Origin of the sequence: Treponema sp. OMZ 798, from assembly GCF_024181385.1 — a bacterium.
GTDB lineage: Bacteria > Spirochaetota > Spirochaetia > Treponematales > Treponemataceae > Treponema_B.
In genome coordinates, this window is record NZ_CP051305.1 from 937,563 (window position 1) to 955,240 (window position 17,678).

Here is a 17,678-nt window from a genome sequence, read left to right on the forward strand (position 1 = left end):
TGACGATTGTTTACTTAAAAAATGACTTTTGTCACTGGTAAAGTGACCGTAAAATATGTAAACTTACAAAAATGTAAGGCAAAAAATTAAAATGTAAGCTCCCGTAAATGCTCGTTTTAATTTTTATAAATATAATTATGTAGAACTTGTAATGGAGGTTTGTATGAATATTGTACAAGTTAAAAACTTAAAAAAGACTTATCCGTTGGGAAAAGTTTTGGTTGAAGCCGTAAAAGGCGTAGATTTTGCTATTGAGCAAGGAGAATTCGTTTCTATATCAGGGCCTTCCGGTTCGGGGAAATCTACTATTCTCAATATGATAGGTTTGATAGATACACCCTCAGGCGGAGAGCTTATCATAAACAATGAAAGTATTTATAAGGAATCGGATTTTGCTTCTCTTTTAAAAAAACAAAATAAAAAAGTTAAGGTTCCTAACAAATTGGATAAAAAGATGACGGTGCTCCGGCACGAGTATTTGGGTTTTATCTTTCAATCATTTAACCTTGTACCTGTTTTAAACGTATACGAAAATATAGAGTTCCCGCTTTTATTTGGAAGAGCAAAAGAGAGTAAAGCAAAACAAAAAGAGTGGATTAACTATTTGGTAGAAAAGGTAGGGCTTACGGAATGGAAGCACCATAAATCCAACGAACTTTCAGGCGGTCAAAGACAGAGGGTTGCAATCGCAAGGGCCTTGGCTACAAAACCTCAAATAGTTTTGGCAGATGAACCTACAGCGAACCTTGACTCAAAAACGGGTATCCAAATATTGGAGCTTATGAAAGAGGTAAACCGAGAACTTAAAACAACCTTTATCTTTTCGACTCATGATTCAAAGATTGTAGATATGACAAACCACCGCATTAAGATTTTGGACGGTCAAATCCTCGAAGATGTAAAAGCTTCGGCTTAAACTTAGGAAAGTATTATGAATAAGACGATTTTTAAAATGGCGGTAAAAAATCTTTTTGCAAATAAGGCAAAGATGATTATTACCTTATCGCTTATAGGAATAGGAACCTTTTTGGTTATCCTAGGTTTCGGTATCCTAAATTTTTCATTGCAGCAAACTCAGGATGTATGTATAAGCGATTTTTCAGGCGATGTTTTAATTACCGGTAAGCCTGAAAAAGACACTATAATGGTACAGCTTTTGGGAGTTTTTCAGACAGTCAGTGTCAGCATGGATAGGCCTAAGGTGCCTTATCTAACCCCCTTTGAAAAGGTTAGGTCTAAGGTTGAAAGCCTTCCTGAAGTAAGAGGTCTTACTAATTCCGTTTTTGCAAGCGGAATGCTTAAACCCGTTGATCTTCCTGATTCATGGGAGCCTGAGGACAAGAATAGGAGCTCTTTTCCGTATTTACAGATTCTGGGTATTGAGCCTGAAAGCTATAAAAATCTTTTCGATACGATTAAAATTTATGAAGGCGAATTCCCCAAATCTTCAAACGGAAAATTTGCCATGCTTCCCCGCGATAGAAAAGAGAGATTTGAAGATTACTATGGCAGAACTTTAAAACTCGGAGACGAAATATTGATTTCTTCCTTTGCAGGAAAAGCAAGGCAGCAAAAAGTCATAATCACCGGCTTTTTCGATTATGCTCATCCCGATACGGCGATAGACGGAATAGCTTACTTTGATGTAGACACAACCCGCATTCTTGCAGATATGACACTGGGAGCGAGGACTGCAGCGGCAATTCCCGATTCTGTCGATCTAAGCCTTTCAGAAAAATCGGAAGATGAGCTTTTTTCGGATGATTTCGATTCGGATATTATAGACACCGCTGCGAGCTCAAACACAAAGATTGATTATGAAAATCTTTTGGGAAGTACCGAACTGCGCGATCAGCTCAACCTTGCCGATAATGAGGCTTGGCATCACATAGTAATAAAGCTTAAGGATTCTTCAAAAACTCAAAGTGTAATTAAAACATTAAACGACTGGTTTAAGGAAGAAGGAATAAATGCTCAGGCCTTGGACTGGAAACTCGGAATGGCGATGTATTACGGAGCAATAGAAGGCACAAGAACTCTTTTTATTACGATGCTTGCTATTCTTTCCGTGGTAGTTTTAATCGTTATAATGAATACCTTGGTGGTTGCCGTTATGCAAAGAAGTTCCGAAATAGGAACAATGAGGGCTATAGGTGCTAAAAAAGGCTTTGTAAGAAAGATATTTTTTGCGGAATCGTTTTTTATGTCCTGCGTAGGAGTTCTTATAGGTTTGGTTCTTGCTCTTATCGGAGCCGCCGTAGTTAATGCTTTTAATATCAGGGTTGGAGAGATCCTTGCAGCTATGTTCGGCGGAAAGCAAATAAGAGTAAGTATTTCTGCCGTTTCTGCTCTTTGGACAATGGCTGCAATGCTTTTAGCAGGTCTTGCCGCAAACTGGTATCCTGTAAGGCTTGCCTTAAAGATAAGTCCTCTTGAAGCAATCAACCGTTAAAAAAAGGAAAAATAGATTATGAATATATCAAAAATAGCGTTTAGGAATTTAAACAGACAAAAAAGGCGAAGCATTCTTTTGGTTTTTGCAATAGCGTTTGCTTTCTTTGTCGTTATCTTTATGGACGGCATGACTTCCGGAGCCTTAAACAGCATGGCTGGCGAAATTTCAAAAATTGTAGGCGGCCATGTTTATATAATCGGTTCAAAAAAGGCTGCAGATAAAAATGCCGATGACCCTGCTCAAGTTTATATGAATGCCGAAGATATTGCTTTAGTAGAAAAAACCGTAAAAGAATTGGGTATCGATACCGTGTACATCATAAAAAGAAGCCGCTCATCGGGTAAACTCATCTTTGAAGGAAAAGAGGTTACCTCTCAAATTGACGGCTGCAAATTTGATGAAGAAAAAATTTTGCATGACAGTATTCTTTTTAAAGAAGGAAGCTGGGAAGCCATGAAAAAAGAAAATGCGATTCTTCTTTCCGAATCGGTAGCCCAAAGCTTAAATGTAGGTTTACACGACATAGTTTTATTTGAAACCAAGACCTCGAAAGGACAGCTTACCGTTATTGAACTTCAAGTAGAAGGCATTGCAGTAAACCGCTCTCCGTTCGGCGGAATCACAAATTACATCAATTTTGATTATTTACAAAAAGTTACGGAGCTTGAAAAAGGAAGCATAGAAGTATATTCCCTTTTCTTAAAAAATCCTGACATGCAGGAAGCTTATGCTCAGATGCTCGAAAAAAAATTCGGAGAAGCAGGCCCGGCTACAAGCAGAGCTCTTGCACGACAAATTAGTCCTTCACAGCCTGCAAACAATGTACTTAAACAGCTTGAAGAAGGAAAGTGGGAAGGAACAAAATTCGGTGTAGCTTCTTTTTATGATTTTGCACCGCAAATGGTTACCCTGATGAATACCTTAAACGGTATAAGTTTCGGCGTTTTGGTTGTGCTTTTGGTTATTACGATGATCGGTATTTCAAACACCTTTAAAATTATCGTACATGAAAGAAGGGGTGAAGTCGGAACCATGCGCTCTTGCGGTATTATGAGAAGACACGTAAGACATCTTTTCCTTGCAGAAGCTTCATTTTTGTCCTTGTTTGGAGCCGTATGCGGCTTTGTCCTTGCGGTTATCGTAATGCAGGTTATATCCTTTATTCCGATTGCCTCGGATTCTCCCTTTTCGGTCTTCACCAAAAACGGATACTTTACATGGAACTTATCGGTACTTTTGGTTTTATTAAAGTTTGCGATAATGTTGGGCTTAACCCTGCTCACGGTAAGGGGCTCAGCTTCAAGAGCCGCTAATATGATTCCTGCCGAAGCGCTTAGGTCAGGAAAATAATTTAAGGAAGTTTTTATAGGAGAGTTTATGAACAAGAAATTTTTGATTGTGCTCATTGCTTTTTTTGTAAGCATGGCGGCATTTGCTGAGGTTCCTTCGACGGAGGAAATGTATAAGATTATGGACAAGGTTTTCGACAGGGGGAATTTTGAAAAAGATTTTACCAGCACTCTCACGCTGATTGTCGAAAAACCTAATCAACCTAAGGAGGTTGTTCAGTTTAAACTTTTCAGGCGTGATAAGAAAGACCAAACAACTCTTATTCAGCTTGCACCTGAAGCAGATAAGGGAAACGGTTATCTGCAAGAAAAAGATAACCTTTGGTTTTATGACCCGATTGCTCACCAGTTTACTCATTCTTCGCTTAAAAAAAATTTGGCAAACAGCGATACAAAATTATCGGATGTAAATAAAAAGTCCGAGTTTAGGCAGGCTTGGGAAATTCTTAAAATTGAAGAAGCTAAGATCGGTAAGTATGAAGTTTATGCGGTAACGGCTAAGGCTTTGCAAAAAGATGCAGCTTATGCCCAAGAAAAATTCTTTGTGCGAAAAGATGAACACCTTATTTTAAAAACAGAAAGTTACGGTGCAAGCGGAAAACACATGAGAACTACACTTATACCCAAGTATGCAAAGGTTGAAGGATTACCTCTTCCAGTTCATCAAATCTATATAAATGAACTTATAAAGGGAGAAAAAACAACGCAGATATTTCAAGATTTTAGCACTGCAAGAATTGATGATGTAGTTTTTACAAAGGCTTATTTGGAGAAGATAAACTAATATGAAAAAAATTATAATTTTTATTTTTGCCTTTCTTCCATTTTTTGTATTTGCACAAGAAAACTCCACAAATTTGGAAGATGAGCTTTTCGGCGGAGATGAAGATACTATCATCTCTGCTGAGGAAGCCCGCTCCGACAATAAGAGTGATTTTAAGTTTAAGGCCGATCTTGAAAAAGCAAGCCTGACTCTTGAAGCAAAAAAGTTGCGGATAGGCGGAAGTTTGGGTTCTTCGATGGGAATAAATTATGCTTGGGAAGATCCTTATTCAAAGAAAGATGATTACATGAAATCTTTTAAAGACGGAAAAGGTACTTTTAATACCGCCTTAAACGGAAGTCTCTTTTTTGATGCCCGCCCTGTCGAAGACTTAAAGCTCTACGGAAAATTTATTTTCGGATTTCCTTTTGAGAAGAGTTTATCGGGAGCTCTTACGATTCCGAAGAATACATTTTTTAATGCTAATGATATAATAGCTCCCATAAGTGTAAATGGGGCAGTAAACATCAAAATACAAGAACTTTACACGGATTTTTCCGCCAAAGATATTGCCTTTTTCCGTTTCGGAAAACATGCGGTAAAATGGGGAACGGGTTATTTTTATAGCCCTGCCGACGTTATAAATATTTCGAGAATCGATCCTGAAGATCCCACAGCCGACAGGGAAGGGGGGCTTTCATTAAGAACCCACATAATTATTCCTAAAACCCAGCACAATATCTGGCTCTACCTATTGCCTCCAGGGCAAGGAGACGGCTTTGATCCCAAATACACGGCAGGAGCTGCAAAGGGCGAGTTTGTTATCGGAAACTGGGAGTTGGGTGTCGGCGGCTGGTACAAATACGAAAAGGCGCCCCGGCTTGTTGCGACCTTTTCAGGCAGCATAGCAGGAAAGGTTGCCGTCTTCGGCGAAGGCGTTTTTGCCTGGGGAAGCGACTATACCTATTATAAGACCGATATGAGTCCCTATACCGAAAAAAATAAGCCCTTTTTTCAGGCTACCCTCGGCGGTTCTTACTCAAATGATGACACACACACAAGCATAGCCTTGCAATATTTTTACAACGGCTTCGGCTATTCAAATACGGATGCAGCTGTAAATATTTTGGATCAAGCAAAAAATCCTGCTTTGCTGTTTAATGCTGCATTTAGGGAAAAGGTACAAAATATCTCAGCTATGGGGAATATCGGTCAACACTACATTGCATTTACCATAAGCCAAAATAAACTCGGTACCGATAAGTTGAGCTTAAGCCTTTTTCAGCAATTTGCAATATCGGAACTTGAAGGCTTTTCAAAACTCACTCTCAATTGGAAAATATATAAATTTGCAAGTATGAGCACAGGCCCTTCTTTTAGCTATCCCTTGAGTTCTAAGTCAAAGACAAAGGGGGGAATAGGGTATACCTTATCATTCCGCCTAGGCGGCGGCACCTTCTAATCCGGCAATATGCGGCCGATGACTTTGTCGCTTCATAAAAATTAATCCTCGACGTATCAAAGATACGCCTCCGGTTAATTTTTATTCGCTTCGCGTCCTCGACTCGCCTCTTGCCGGATTAAGTCGAACAACCGCCACGGATGGCGGGTGGTTCCTTGCTTTGAGAGTTTTAGACGTAAGTCTAAAACTCTAAGATGAACAATGTACACGGATGTACATTGTTCATCAAGTATCTGCTCCCTCTATTTACGGCTTGGCTGTGTATTATCCGCCATGGATGGCTGGAGGTTCCAAACTTCGAGAGTTTGCGCTTGCCGCAAACTCTGAGATGAAAAATATGCATGGATGCACATTTTTCATCGAAATACTTGCATAATCCATAGAAATGTGCGATAATTAACCCGCATATGAGAAAATAGCTGCTTATAGTATGTTTCGGCTGCATGATGTAGGCTTTTTCTTACAATGGTTTATGTTCAGGCTGTTAAACTTATAGAAATTGAACAGTCATGCATAAATTTTTTGCTTAGGGTTATTTAGCGGTTTATCAATCGTCATAATATACCATGGGAAAGGTGTGCGGTAAAACTGTGTATTGTGCAGTTTTAAGGAGGAGTGTATGTTTGTTGAAATACGGCCTTATGAAAATAAGGCTTTGTCGGTAAATTTTAAAGCTCAAGGAGAGGATTTTTCTAAGGTGCTCCAAGCAATAAAAAAAGTGCCGGGAAGGGCTTGGTTGCCGGAACAACGGTTTTGGATTATCCCTGCCGATCGTAATTCTTGTGACATTTTGTTAAATAATCTTTATTATAACGGAATCTGTATGGCAGATTCAAGGTTTACCGGTAAAAATCATACTTCTAACTATGCTGATGCTTTTAATACTGAAACTATTGGGGAAAATGATAGTCCGGCCTCAACTTATCTTAAATCTATTCTACAAAAGCTGGATGAAGTTATTGCTGCCAAACATTACAGCAAGCGCACAGAAGAGGCTTATAGCTATTGGATAAGCCGCTTTATTAGCGAAAATAAGGATAAAAATCTTAAAGCTCTTTCCGATGATGAAATAAATTCTTTTGTTAGCCGTCTTGCAGTAAAAGAAAAGACCGCTGCTTCAAGCCAAAATCAGGCTCTTGCCGCTATTTTGTTTCTATACAAAAATATATTGGGCTTAACTATAAATACTCCTGAAAATATAGTCCGTGCAAAAAAGCCTAAAAAGCTTCCCACTGTGATGAGCCGGGAGGAAACTGCAAAGATATTTTCTATTTTGCCTGACAATGATTATAGTCTTTGTATATGCCTACTGTACGGAACCGGAATGCGGCTGATGGAAGCCCTGCGGCTAAGGGTGCAGGATATAGACTTTGATAAAAACGAGATTACCGTACATGACGGAAAGGGGGCGAAAGGCCGTAAAACTATGTTGCCGGTTTCCCTTAAATTTCCGCTTCAAAAGCATTTGGAAAAGGTACGCCTGATCCATGAAGCGGATTGCAAGGATGGTTTCGGCTCGGTGCCTCTTCCTTTTTCTCTTGCAAAAAAATATCCCAATGCCGGTAAAACTTGGGCCTGGCAGTGGGTGTTTCCCCAAGCACGCCGCTGGCGGAATAAGGAAACGGGCGAGCAGGGAAGGCATCATATCGACCCTTCCGTTATTCAGCGCACCCTGCATGAAGCTGTTTTAAAGTCAGGCATCCCTAAGCCGATAGGCTGTCACACCTTCCGCCACTCGTTTGCAACGCATCTTTTGGAAGCCGGTTACGATATCCGCACGATCCAAGAACTTCTCGGCCACAGCGATGTTAAAACCACCATGGTTTATACACACGTCCTAAACCGAGGCAGTCTGGGAGTGCAAAGCCCCATAGACAGGATGTGAATTTGTTTATTTATTTATTTAGTGAAGATAGGCCTAATCTGCCGATGGAGTTTTATACGCTTGGTTATTATGGTAGAAAAAGCTTATTTTTGTTTTGCGGCAGTTTAGATTGAAAATTATTGGGTTTTATGATATAGTGAGGAAGGGTCGAAGGAATGTTAGGTTGACAAGCTAACCGCTTGCGGAAAGACTTGTACTTAATCTGCAAATATATTAATTTGTATAGAAATTTATATATTAATAAAGTCTAAAACTGAAAATATAATTCTTAGATTTGCTAAGAATGAAAACAGCTTAATATATGCTAAAATAAAAAGTTAGCTATGGAGTTTATTTGAAATTTGTTAAATAAATAAAAGTTTCGTTTTTCATAATTTAAGCATATGCTTGACAATATATCCTTATAAATATATACTTTTGATAGGGATATTTTATGGGTAAAACTGTTATAAGTGAAAATCGTCGTTTTGAATGGGATGAAGAAAAGAATGAAATCAACTGTAAAAAACATGGTTTCGGGTTTGAAGAGATAACGGATGTCTTTGATGATCCATATTTTCTTGTCCGATATGATAAAAATCATTCTGTTGATGAAGAAAGATGGAATGGTATAGGTTGTATAAATGGAATGTTGGTTCTTGTAACTACTTTTACGGAACGTGAACGAATTAGAATTATTTCAGCTCAAAGAGCAGATAATGATTTGAAGGAGGTCTATTATGATTACATCAAAAAAATTAACGGCTGAACGAATTGCAGAAATTGAGAAATTCCCTATTACCTATGATGAAGATTCTCCGAAATTCTCAAAGGAAGAATTACAGGAATTTGTTCCGTATCATAAAGAGTATTTCGACATAACACCAAAAAAGGTATCAATTTCATTTAAAATTGATGCTGATATTCTTGCAATGATGAAGGCAACTGGTAAAGGTTATCAGACAAGAATAAACAAATGTCTTAGAGATGCTGTTTTCGAAGGTAGATTTTAACCTAACACCCGCTTCAACCTGACATTGCGGACAAGCCGCAAATGCAGGTTAAGCGAATGTTATACGGATGCCTACGGCACTATAAACTGTAACTTTGAAAAAATGGTGTGTGTTTTTTGTAAATTAAAGCGTAATAGCCAAATTAAAAGCTTAGGTTCTTTTGAATAAAGTTTTGTTTTATTATAATATCTACTTTGATAAGTAAAAATAAGCTTTTATCTAAGTATTTAAAACTCATTAAGGAAATCGATGAATAAAAGTCCTTCGGACGGTCTGGTATTTATAATAATTAACTTGTTAAGGAAAATGAGCTTTTATCTTAGTATTTTATAACTCGCTAAGGAAATCAATAAATAAAAGTCCTTCGGACGGTCATGTAATTATAATAATTAACTTGTTAAGGAAAATAGAATTTTATTTTTTGTATTTTAAAATTATATGAAAATATTAAAAATAAAGTTTATTTATAATATAAAGCGGTTAAGTTGTATAAAATTTTAGTATTATAGTTAAATTTTTATTTTTTTAAATTTAGTAATTAAAAGCGGGGTAGTAAAAAAAATAAAGTCTTATTGTTAAGAATAAGTTTATGATTTTAAGATAAATACTATTTATAAAAGATTAGTTTTGTAAATAATATAGAATTATAGTTAAATTATATAGTTTATAATATATGCTTTAAGTAATGTAAAAGTTGAATATGCAAATTATAAAGCTTTATAGTAAAATTTTAAGTTTTTATTTATTGAATGTAGTAATAAAAAGCAAAATAAGGCAAGATTAAAAGCTTAATTGTTAATATAAGCGGTTGAGTTAAAATAAGAGCGTATAACACCCGCTTCAACCTGACATTGCGGACGGAGCCGCAAATGCAGGTCAAGCGAATGTTAGATGGATGCCTAACGGCACAATTAACTGCAACTTTGAAAAAGTAGTGTGTATTTTTTTGTAAATTAAAGCGTAAAACCCAAGTTAAAAGCTTAGGTTCTTTGAATAAAGTTTTGTTTTATTATAATATCTATTTTGATAAGGAAAAATAAACTTTCATCTGAGGATTTTTAAACTCGTTAAGGAAATCAACAAAATAAAAGTCTTTCGGACGGTCTGTGTTTATAATAATTATTTTCTAAGGAAAATTAAAATTTATCTAAGTATTTTAAACTCGTTAAGGAAATCGACGATTTAAAAGTCCTTCGGACGGGCGTGGTAATTATAATAATTATTTGCTAAGTAAAATAAAATTTTAGCTTTATAGTAAAATTATTGATTTTTTTAAATTTAACGATGAAAAGCTGTATAGGTTAAAAAATAAAGTTTTATTGTTAAGAATAAGTTATAATTTTAAGATAATATTATTTATAAAAGATTAGTTTTGTAAATAATATAGAATTATAGTTAAAATAATAGTTTTTAATATATGCGTTAAGTAATATGAAAGTTATATATGCAAATAATAAAGCTTTATAGTAAAATTTTAAGTTTTTATTTATTAAATATTGTAATAAAAAGCAAAATAGTATAAAATTAAAAGCATAATTGTTAATATAAGCAGGATAGGTAAAATAAAATCATCTAACACTCGCTTCAACCTGACATTGCGGACAAGCCGCAAATGCAGGTTAAGCGGTAGTTAGGACGACACGCCTTTGGCGTGCGATGTTTTGGAGGAAATATATGAAATTAGATGGATTTGGTGTTTTTGTAAAAGATATGCCGACAATGGTTCGTTTTTACAGAGATGTATTGGGATTTGAAATCAAAGAGGCAGAAGATGCTTCAAATGTGTTTCTTGAAAAAGACGGTACACTGTTTCTATTTTACAGACGCTCAGATTTTGAAAATATGACTTCTACAAAATTCAATTATGCAGAAAAGATAAATGGGCATTTTGAAATTGCTTTAGGTGTAGAAAATTTTGCGGCAGTTGATAAAGCGTATAATGAAATAGTTGCAAAGGGCGGAAAATCCGTAATGCCACCTACAACAGAGCCTTGGGGACAGCGAACCTGCTATATTGCCGACCCCGAAGGAAATCTTGTGGAAATTGGTTCTTTTGTGAAAGAATAAGTAATATTTTTTCAGCAAGTTCGTATTGCTAAAAAATGAATTGAACTTTGGGGCGAAGCTATAGGCTGTTGTATTTTAAGTTTTTAGGAAATTAAAAAACATTTTCTTATAGAAAAGAAAAATATATAAATAACAAGTTGCTTTATGCCTCTAAAAGGAGGATAATAAGTAATGGCTTCTAGTAAAGATTACTTGGATTTTATGCTTGACCAGCTTTCTGATTTGGAAGATATAACTTTTCGACAGATGATGGGAGAGTATATAATTTATTATAGGGGTAAAATCATCGGCGGAATCTATGATAATCGCTTTCTTGTAAAACCTACAAAATCAGTATTGGAAAAAATGCCCAAGGCTCAGTATGAAGTGCCGTATGATGGTGCAAAGGAAATGATTTTAGTTGAAGAGCTAGATAACCGTGAATTTCTTAGGGAATTGATTTTTGCGATGTATGGGGAACTGCCGGAACAAAAGAGAAAAAGATCCTAACACTCGCTTCAACCTGACATTGCGGACGAGCCGCAAATGCAGGTCAAGCGAATGTTAGATTGACCTGCCTAAAGGCAGGCAGGTAATGGAACCAATCAAAACATTCCTTCGACAAAAAATAAAATGATTGCAGTAAAAAAGGATACTGCAAGAAGGAAGGATTAAAGATGAAACAGAAAAAAATAGTTTCAATGATTGGAACGCTTATATTAGCACTGATAAGCGTTGTATTAGTTGTTGGCTGCTCAACAGTAAGACCTATAGAAACAACAGCACAATTTCCAGCTGATGGAAGTAAGTATGTTATATTAGGTAGAGTAGAGTATAAAGGTAAATTGTCAGGATCCGGAGGTGGATACACAAAATTGCTTGAAGTTGCAAAAGAAATGTATCCTAAGGCTGATGATGTTGTTAATGTAGTCATTGATGGACGAGGAAAGAAAGGTAATTATGATTACATAATTCTTTCAGGTATAGCAATTGACTATGTTGAAGTAAAGTAGAATATTCATAGGAATAAAAAAGTAGTTTACATATAAAAGTTCCATAAAACGTGTAAACTACTTTTTAGCTATGTATTTAAAAATAATTTAGTAAAGAAATCTAACACTCGCTTCAACCTGACATTGCGGAGGAACCGCAAATGCAGGTTAAGCGAATGTTAGGTTGACCTGCCTAAAGGCAGGCAGGTGCGGAACCGACCTATAACATTTATTTCGATCTAAAAATAAATTTATAGGAGATTGTGATGGAGAAAGAAGATGATAAACTTGCTGAAAAACTTGCAGCAGGTACTGGAGCCGCATTGGGTGCTGGAGGTGCAATAGCAGGAGCTGGGGCTGCAATCACGGCAGCAGGTACTGGAGCAGGAGCAGCTGCAATAACATCAGGATTAGCTGCAGTAGGCGGTTCAATGTTGGGAGGAATTGCTCTTGTTGCGGCTGCCCCCGTAGCAGCTGCAGTTGGATTAGGAGCTGCAGGGTATGGAATTGCGAAATCCATAAAAAATAAAAAGAAATTGGAAGAGGAAAACAGAAAACTTAGAGAAGAACTCTCTAAAAGATAAGGTCATAGTTAAAAACTCAGGTTAGATTTTTACAGATGACTAGTGGGTATTTTATCAGCTTTTATTTATAAATGGCATATAAAATATGTAGTAAATTAAACCAAAGTGCAACCTTTAAAAACTTTAGTTTTTAGAGGTTGCCATAAAATTCATTATGAATGTATTATAATGGAAAAAGGAGGGAAATATGTCTGATGCAATGATAAATCTATCAAAAAAACAATCTTATCAAGTTCCATATGAAGTTTTGGAAAAAAGACTTGAATCCATTCCTGTTGAATTTCTTTCAGATGTTTCTGATTTTTTTGATTTACTGGATTACAAAATAAGTGTCATAAAATCTAAAGAGAAAGATAAACTCTCAACTGAAGCAGGAATGGATTTATTGAAACAAATTACAGGTTGTGTTTCTTCAGATATAACTATTGAAGATGCCAAATCAGAGTATTTTTCTAAAAAATATGAATCATAAGTATGAAAATATTAATTGATACAAATATTATTCTTGATATTGTTCAAAATAGAAAACAATTCTTTGATGCATCAAATCAAATTTTTAAAGATTGTATTTGTAAAAAACACGCCGGTTTTATTACAGCTCATTCAATTTCCGATGTATTCTTTATTTCCAGAAAATCTCATAATATTGAAAGCAGGAAAAGTATAATAAAACTACTTTGTAATTTTTTTACAATTTTATCAGAAAGAAAAGAAGATTTTCTTGCTTTTGTAGACAATGCAGACTGGAATGATTTGGAAGATGCACTTCAAATGAAATGCTCGGGAAATGCAAATCTGGATTATATCATTACACGAGATGGTGAAAATGGATTTAGGAATTCTCCTGTCAAAATAATTAGTCCGGAAGATTTCTTAAATCTAAAATAGAAATAATACCTAACACTCGCTTCAACCTGACATTGCGGACGAGCCGCAAAGCAGGTTAAGCGAATGTTATGTGGACTGCCGTCAATAACGGCAGCAAGTTTTAAGTAAAAAACAAACCATATAGCATATTTTTCCCCATAATAATTTGTGAAGGAAGATTATGCGAGATATTGAAAAATATGCACTGGATTATAGTGCAGATGGCTTTGAAGTTATTCAGGAAAGTTTTAGACGAAAAAAAATATTGGAAATTTTGAGGAGATATGAGCTGCAAGAAATATTAGATATAGGCACTGGCATGCAACCAGTTTTTACTGAGCTTGGAAATATAAAGTATAAAAAATATACCTGTATAGAGCCGAGTTTGCAATTATATGAAAATGCGAAACAAAAAGCAATTGGAAATAAAAAAATCGAATGTATAAATGATTTTTTTCCAAGTGAAAAAATGAATAATAAAAAGTATGACTTTATAATCTGTTCAAGTTTACTACATGAGATAGAAAATCAGGAGGAATTTCTAGAAGCAATAAAAAGAAATTGCAAAAAAGAGAGTAAAGTATATTTTTGTGTTCCCAATGCAAATTCTTTTCATAGAATTCTTGCAAAGAGAATGGGGATCATAAGAAATATTAATGAAAAAACGGAGCGCAATGTAGAGCTTCAGCAGAACAATGTGTTTGATGTAGATAGTCTTAAGGAAATGTTAGAAGATAAAGTTTTTTTTATAATGGAATGCGGAACATTTTTTATGAAGCCTTTTACCCATAAGCAGATGTATATGGCATTTAAAGAAAAAATAATAGATGAAAAAGTTTTAGAGGGATTATATAATTGTAGTGAAGAGTTTTCAAAGAATGGCTCAGAAATTTATATGATTGCTAAAGTAATCACATAACACCCGCTTCAACCTTACATTGCGGAGTAGCCGCAAATGCAGGTTAAGCGAATGTTATGTGGACTGCCCTTCGGGCAGCAAAAGGAAGAATTTGTGAAAGTAAAAATAATGTTATTCTTTTTTACTATTACTCTTATTTCTTGTATAGAAAAATCTGCAAATGACTTATTTGAAAGTTTTGTGCAGAAAGAATCTAATGAAAAATATCTTGTATTAAAAACAGCTGATTTAAACCCTACGGAATCACTAGACGGTAATTACCTGAAAATAATAGAAAACCACGGCAATACAAATTATTTACTTGAAAAAGCCGAATCAATAAAAGAAACAAAATATTGTATTCCCAATTTGGTTTGTCCGATGACAGAGGGTGATATTGCTGTTTGTATGCTCATCGACATGTATCAAATGTCCGATAATTATTTTGAAACTGTAATGTATGAAAATATAAAAAGAAAAACGGATAGTGCTAAAGATTTTTGGGATTATATTCATGCTTCCGAAAATAATCGAAAAGAAATCATTCGGAAAATTACGGAATGGATTATGATTTATAAAAGTAGTGATTTATTATTACCTTGGACTGAAGACGAAATTATCAATCATCGCTTTGAACTTATATCGGATACTAAAATAGAAACTTTTGTATTTCATCAAACAGATGATGAAATACAGATAGTAGATTGTATTTATGATAAAAAAGATTCTTTTGTTACAGGTCCAATTGAATATTGGTGTATAGAAAACGGTTTACTTTGTATTTATCAGGATGAAAATATGCTTTTCAAGAAACGAATTATAATCGGTAAAATTCGAATTGATGAAGAAAAAGAGATTTTATATGCCTATAGAAATAATAAAAAGATTGAATATAAATATACAAAAAATAAAAGCACCTAACACTCGCTTCAACCTGACATTGCGGACGAGCCGCAAAGCAGGTTAAGCGAATGTTAGATAGATGCCTAACGGCACAATTAACTGCAACTTTGAAAAAGTAGTGTGTATTTTTTTGTAAATTAAAGCGTAAAACCCAAGTTAAAAGCTTAGGTTCTTTGAATAAAGTTTTGTTTTATTATAATATCTATTTTGATAAGGAAAAATAAACTTTCATCTGAGGATTTTTAAACTCGTTAAGGAAATCAACAAAATAAAAGTCCTTTGGACGGTCTGTGTTTATAATAATTATTTTCTAAGGAAAATAAAGTTTTATCTGAGTGTTTTTAAACTTTTTAAGGAAATCAACGATTTAAAAGTCCTTCGGACGGTCTGTGTTTATAATAATTATTTTCTAAGGAAAATTAAAATTTATCTAAGTATTTTAAACTCGTTAAGGAAATCGACAAAATAAAAGTCCTTCGGACGGTCTGGTAATTATTATAATTATTTGTTAATGAAAATAAAATTTTAGCTTTATAGTAAAATTGTTGATTTTTTAATTTAATGATGAAAAGCTGTATAGGTTAAAAAATAAAGTCTAATTGTTAAGAATAAGCTTATAATTTTAAGATAATATTATTTATAAAAGTTTAGTTTTGTAAATAATATAGAATTATAGTTAAAATAATAGTTTTTAATATATGCGTTAAGTAATATGAAAGTTATATATGCAAATAATAAAGCTTTATAGTAAAATTTTAAGTTTTTATTTATTAAATATTGTAATAAAAAGCAAAATAGTATAAAATTAAAAGCATAATTGTTAATATAAGCAGGATAGGTAAAATAAAATCATCTAACACTCGCTTCAACCTGACATTGCGGAGTAGCCGCAAATGCAGGTTAAGCGAATGTTATACGGATGCCTGACGGCACGATAAACTGTAACTTTGAAAAAGTAGGGTGTATATTTTTACAAATTAAAGCGTAAAACCCAAATTAAAAGCTTAGTTTTTTTGATTAAAGTTGTGTTTTATTATAATGGCTACTTGATTAAGGAAAATAAAACTTTCATCTGAGAATTTTAAAACTAGTTAAGGAAATCGAAGAATTAAAAGTCCTTCGGACGGGCGTGGTAATTATAATAATTATTTGTTGAGGAAAATAAAACTTTCATCTTAGGTTTTTTAAACTTGGTAAGGAAATCGACGAGTTAAAAGTCCTTCGGACGGTCATGGTGATTATAATAATTAACTTGTTAAGGAAAATGAACTTTTATCTTAGTATTTTAGAACTCGTTTAGGAAATCAACGAGCTATAAGTCCTTCGGACGGTCTGGTAATTATAATAATTACTTGCTAAGGAAAATGAACTTTTATCTTAGTATTTTAGAACTCGTTTAGGAAATCAACGAGCTATAAGTCCTTCGGACGGTCATGGTAATTATAATAATTATTTGTTAAGTGAAATAAAATTTTAGCATTATAGTAAAATTTTAAGCTTTTTTATTTATGGATGTATAGTAATAAAAAGTTAAATAGTGTAAGATTAAAAGCTTAATTGTTAATATAACGGTTGACTTAAAATAAGAGCGTATAACACTCGCTTCAACCTGACATTGCGGAGTAGCCGCAAATGCAGGTTAAGCGAATGTTAGATTGACGCTTCGCGCGGAGGATTAAAAATGAGTAGAACACTGTGTTTAAAAATACTTTACGTTATAATACTTGCATTGCTTGGGATTATTGTTTATTGGATTATATCAAATACTAGCGAGGAACATCGATTTATTACTTCTCTTTTTATTGCTCTACTTTTGCTTATACCCGGAAGAGTAAACCAATATCTTTATCAAGATTTCTATAGAGGTAGAAAGTATTTGGATAAAGATGATTTAGATAAAGCGTTATATTACTTTTTAAAATTTGAGCACTGTATTGAGGAAAAGCCATGGAAAAAAAATATTTTCTGGATGACATGGTCTTTCTCTATCTATACTATAGATATCTTAGCCATGGTTAAAAACAATATTAGCACTGTCTATATAAGAAAAGAACAATATGAAGAAGCAGAAAAATATATTAACGCTGCTTTAAAGATTGATGGTAAATATCCACTTCCATATTTTAATCTTTCTATCATTAATATGGTTAATGGTAAGAAAGAAGAATGTATGAATAACATTGAAAAGAGCAGAAAATTGGGAATGAATAATAGCAAAGTAGATAAGTTTATAAGAAATATGCAGTCTATGTATGCTGATATTCAATCTGTTTGAAAGTAAAAATAAATCTAACACCCGCTTCAACCTGCCATTTGTTTTGTCACGAAAGTTGCTTAAGGCAGTCGCTGCTGATGTAGCTCCCTTTTTTATGCAACTTTCGCGCCAACTTTGCTGACGCTTACGCGTCGGCAAAGGCACAAATGCAGGTTAAGCGAATGTTAGACAGATGCCTAACGGCACAATTAACTGCAACTTTGAAAA

At 34.4% G+C, this 17,678-nt stretch carries 17 protein-coding genes; all 17 read left to right on the forward strand.

The window, feature by feature from the left end; all coding sequences use genetic code 11:
* The first annotated feature begins 163 nt into the window (after positions 1-163).
* Entirely contained in the window at positions 164-916 is a 753-nt protein-coding gene (locus tag E4O07_RS04315; protein WP_253687583.1) for an ABC transporter ATP-binding protein, read from the forward strand.
* Positions 917-931: 15 nt separating this feature from the next.
* Positions 932-2,452: an ABC transporter permease gene (locus E4O07_RS04320; protein WP_253687584.1), complete on the forward strand. Its 1,521-nt coding sequence runs from the start codon at positions 932-934 to the stop codon at positions 2,450-2,452.
* A gap of 18 nt (positions 2,453-2,470) precedes the next feature.
* Positions 2,471-3,805, forward strand: a complete 1,335-nt coding sequence (locus E4O07_RS04325; protein WP_253687585.1) for an ABC transporter permease — start codon at positions 2,471-2,473, stop codon at positions 3,803-3,805.
* Between the two features lie 15 nt (positions 3,806-3,820).
* A complete protein-coding gene (locus E4O07_RS04330; protein WP_371921962.1) occupies positions 3,821-4,588 on the forward strand; it encodes an outer membrane lipoprotein-sorting protein in 768 nt (255 codons plus the stop codon).
* Position 4,589: 1 nt separating this feature from the next.
* A complete protein-coding gene (locus tag E4O07_RS04335) occupies positions 4,590-6,029 on the forward strand; it encodes a hypothetical protein (protein WP_253687587.1) in 1,440 nt (479 codons plus the stop codon).
* A gap of 619 nt (positions 6,030-6,648) precedes the next feature.
* The gene (locus E4O07_RS04340; protein ID WP_253687588.1) at positions 6,649-7,914 is read left to right on the forward strand and encodes an integron integrase; all 1,266 of its coding nucleotides are present in this window, start codon (positions 6,649-6,651) and stop codon (positions 7,912-7,914) included.
* Between the two features lie 433 nt (positions 7,915-8,347).
* Positions 8,348-8,662: a BrnT family toxin gene (locus tag E4O07_RS04345; protein ID WP_253687623.1), complete on the forward strand. Its 315-nt coding sequence runs from the start codon at positions 8,348-8,350 to the stop codon at positions 8,660-8,662.
* A complete protein-coding gene (locus tag E4O07_RS04350) occupies positions 8,634-8,906 on the forward strand; it encodes a BrnA antitoxin family protein (protein ID WP_253687624.1) in 273 nt (90 codons plus the stop codon). Before E4O07_RS04345 ends, E4O07_RS04350 begins: the two co-directional genes overlap by 29 nt.
* A 1,674-nt stretch (positions 8,907-10,580) precedes the next feature.
* Positions 10,581-10,973 (forward strand): VOC family protein, encoded by a 393-nt coding sequence (locus tag E4O07_RS04355; protein ID WP_253687589.1) that lies wholly within the window; start codon positions 10,581-10,583, stop codon positions 10,971-10,973.
* Between the two features lie 171 nt (positions 10,974-11,144).
* Positions 11,145-11,462 carry a TfoX/Sxy family protein gene (locus tag E4O07_RS04360; protein WP_253687590.1) on the forward strand — a complete coding sequence of 106 codons (318 nt, stop codon included), beginning with the start codon at positions 11,145-11,147 and terminating at the stop codon, positions 11,460-11,462.
* Between the two features lie 167 nt (positions 11,463-11,629).
* The gene (locus tag E4O07_RS04365) at positions 11,630-11,965 is read left to right on the forward strand and encodes a hypothetical protein (RefSeq protein ID WP_253687591.1); all 336 of its coding nucleotides are present in this window, start codon (positions 11,630-11,632) and stop codon (positions 11,963-11,965) included.
* Between the two features lie 245 nt (positions 11,966-12,210).
* Complete coding sequence (locus E4O07_RS04370; RefSeq protein WP_253687592.1) at positions 12,211-12,528, forward strand: hypothetical protein; 318 nt, start codon at positions 12,211-12,213, stop codon at positions 12,526-12,528.
* A gap of 187 nt (positions 12,529-12,715) precedes the next feature.
* Positions 12,716-13,000 carry a hypothetical protein gene (locus tag E4O07_RS04375; protein ID WP_253687625.1) on the forward strand — a complete coding sequence of 95 codons (285 nt, stop codon included), beginning with the start codon at positions 12,716-12,718 and terminating at the stop codon, positions 12,998-13,000.
* 2 nt (positions 13,001-13,002) lie between these two features.
* Positions 13,003-13,416: a type II toxin-antitoxin system VapC family toxin gene (locus tag E4O07_RS04380; protein WP_253687594.1), complete on the forward strand. Its 414-nt coding sequence runs from the start codon at positions 13,003-13,005 to the stop codon at positions 13,414-13,416.
* Positions 13,417-13,576: 160 nt separating this feature from the next.
* Positions 13,577-14,314: a class I SAM-dependent methyltransferase gene (locus tag E4O07_RS04385; RefSeq protein WP_253687595.1), complete on the forward strand. Its 738-nt coding sequence runs from the start codon at positions 13,577-13,579 to the stop codon at positions 14,312-14,314.
* Positions 14,315-14,350: 36 nt separating this feature from the next.
* Positions 14,351-15,214, forward strand: coding sequence for a hypothetical protein (locus E4O07_RS04390; RefSeq protein ID WP_253687596.1), 864 nt, complete (start codon positions 14,351-14,353; stop codon positions 15,212-15,214).
* A 1,663-nt stretch (positions 15,215-16,877) separates the two neighbouring features.
* Entirely contained in the window at positions 16,878-17,471 is a 594-nt protein-coding gene (locus E4O07_RS04395) for a tetratricopeptide repeat protein (protein WP_253687597.1), read from the forward strand.
* Positions 17,472-17,678 lie beyond the last annotated feature (207 nt).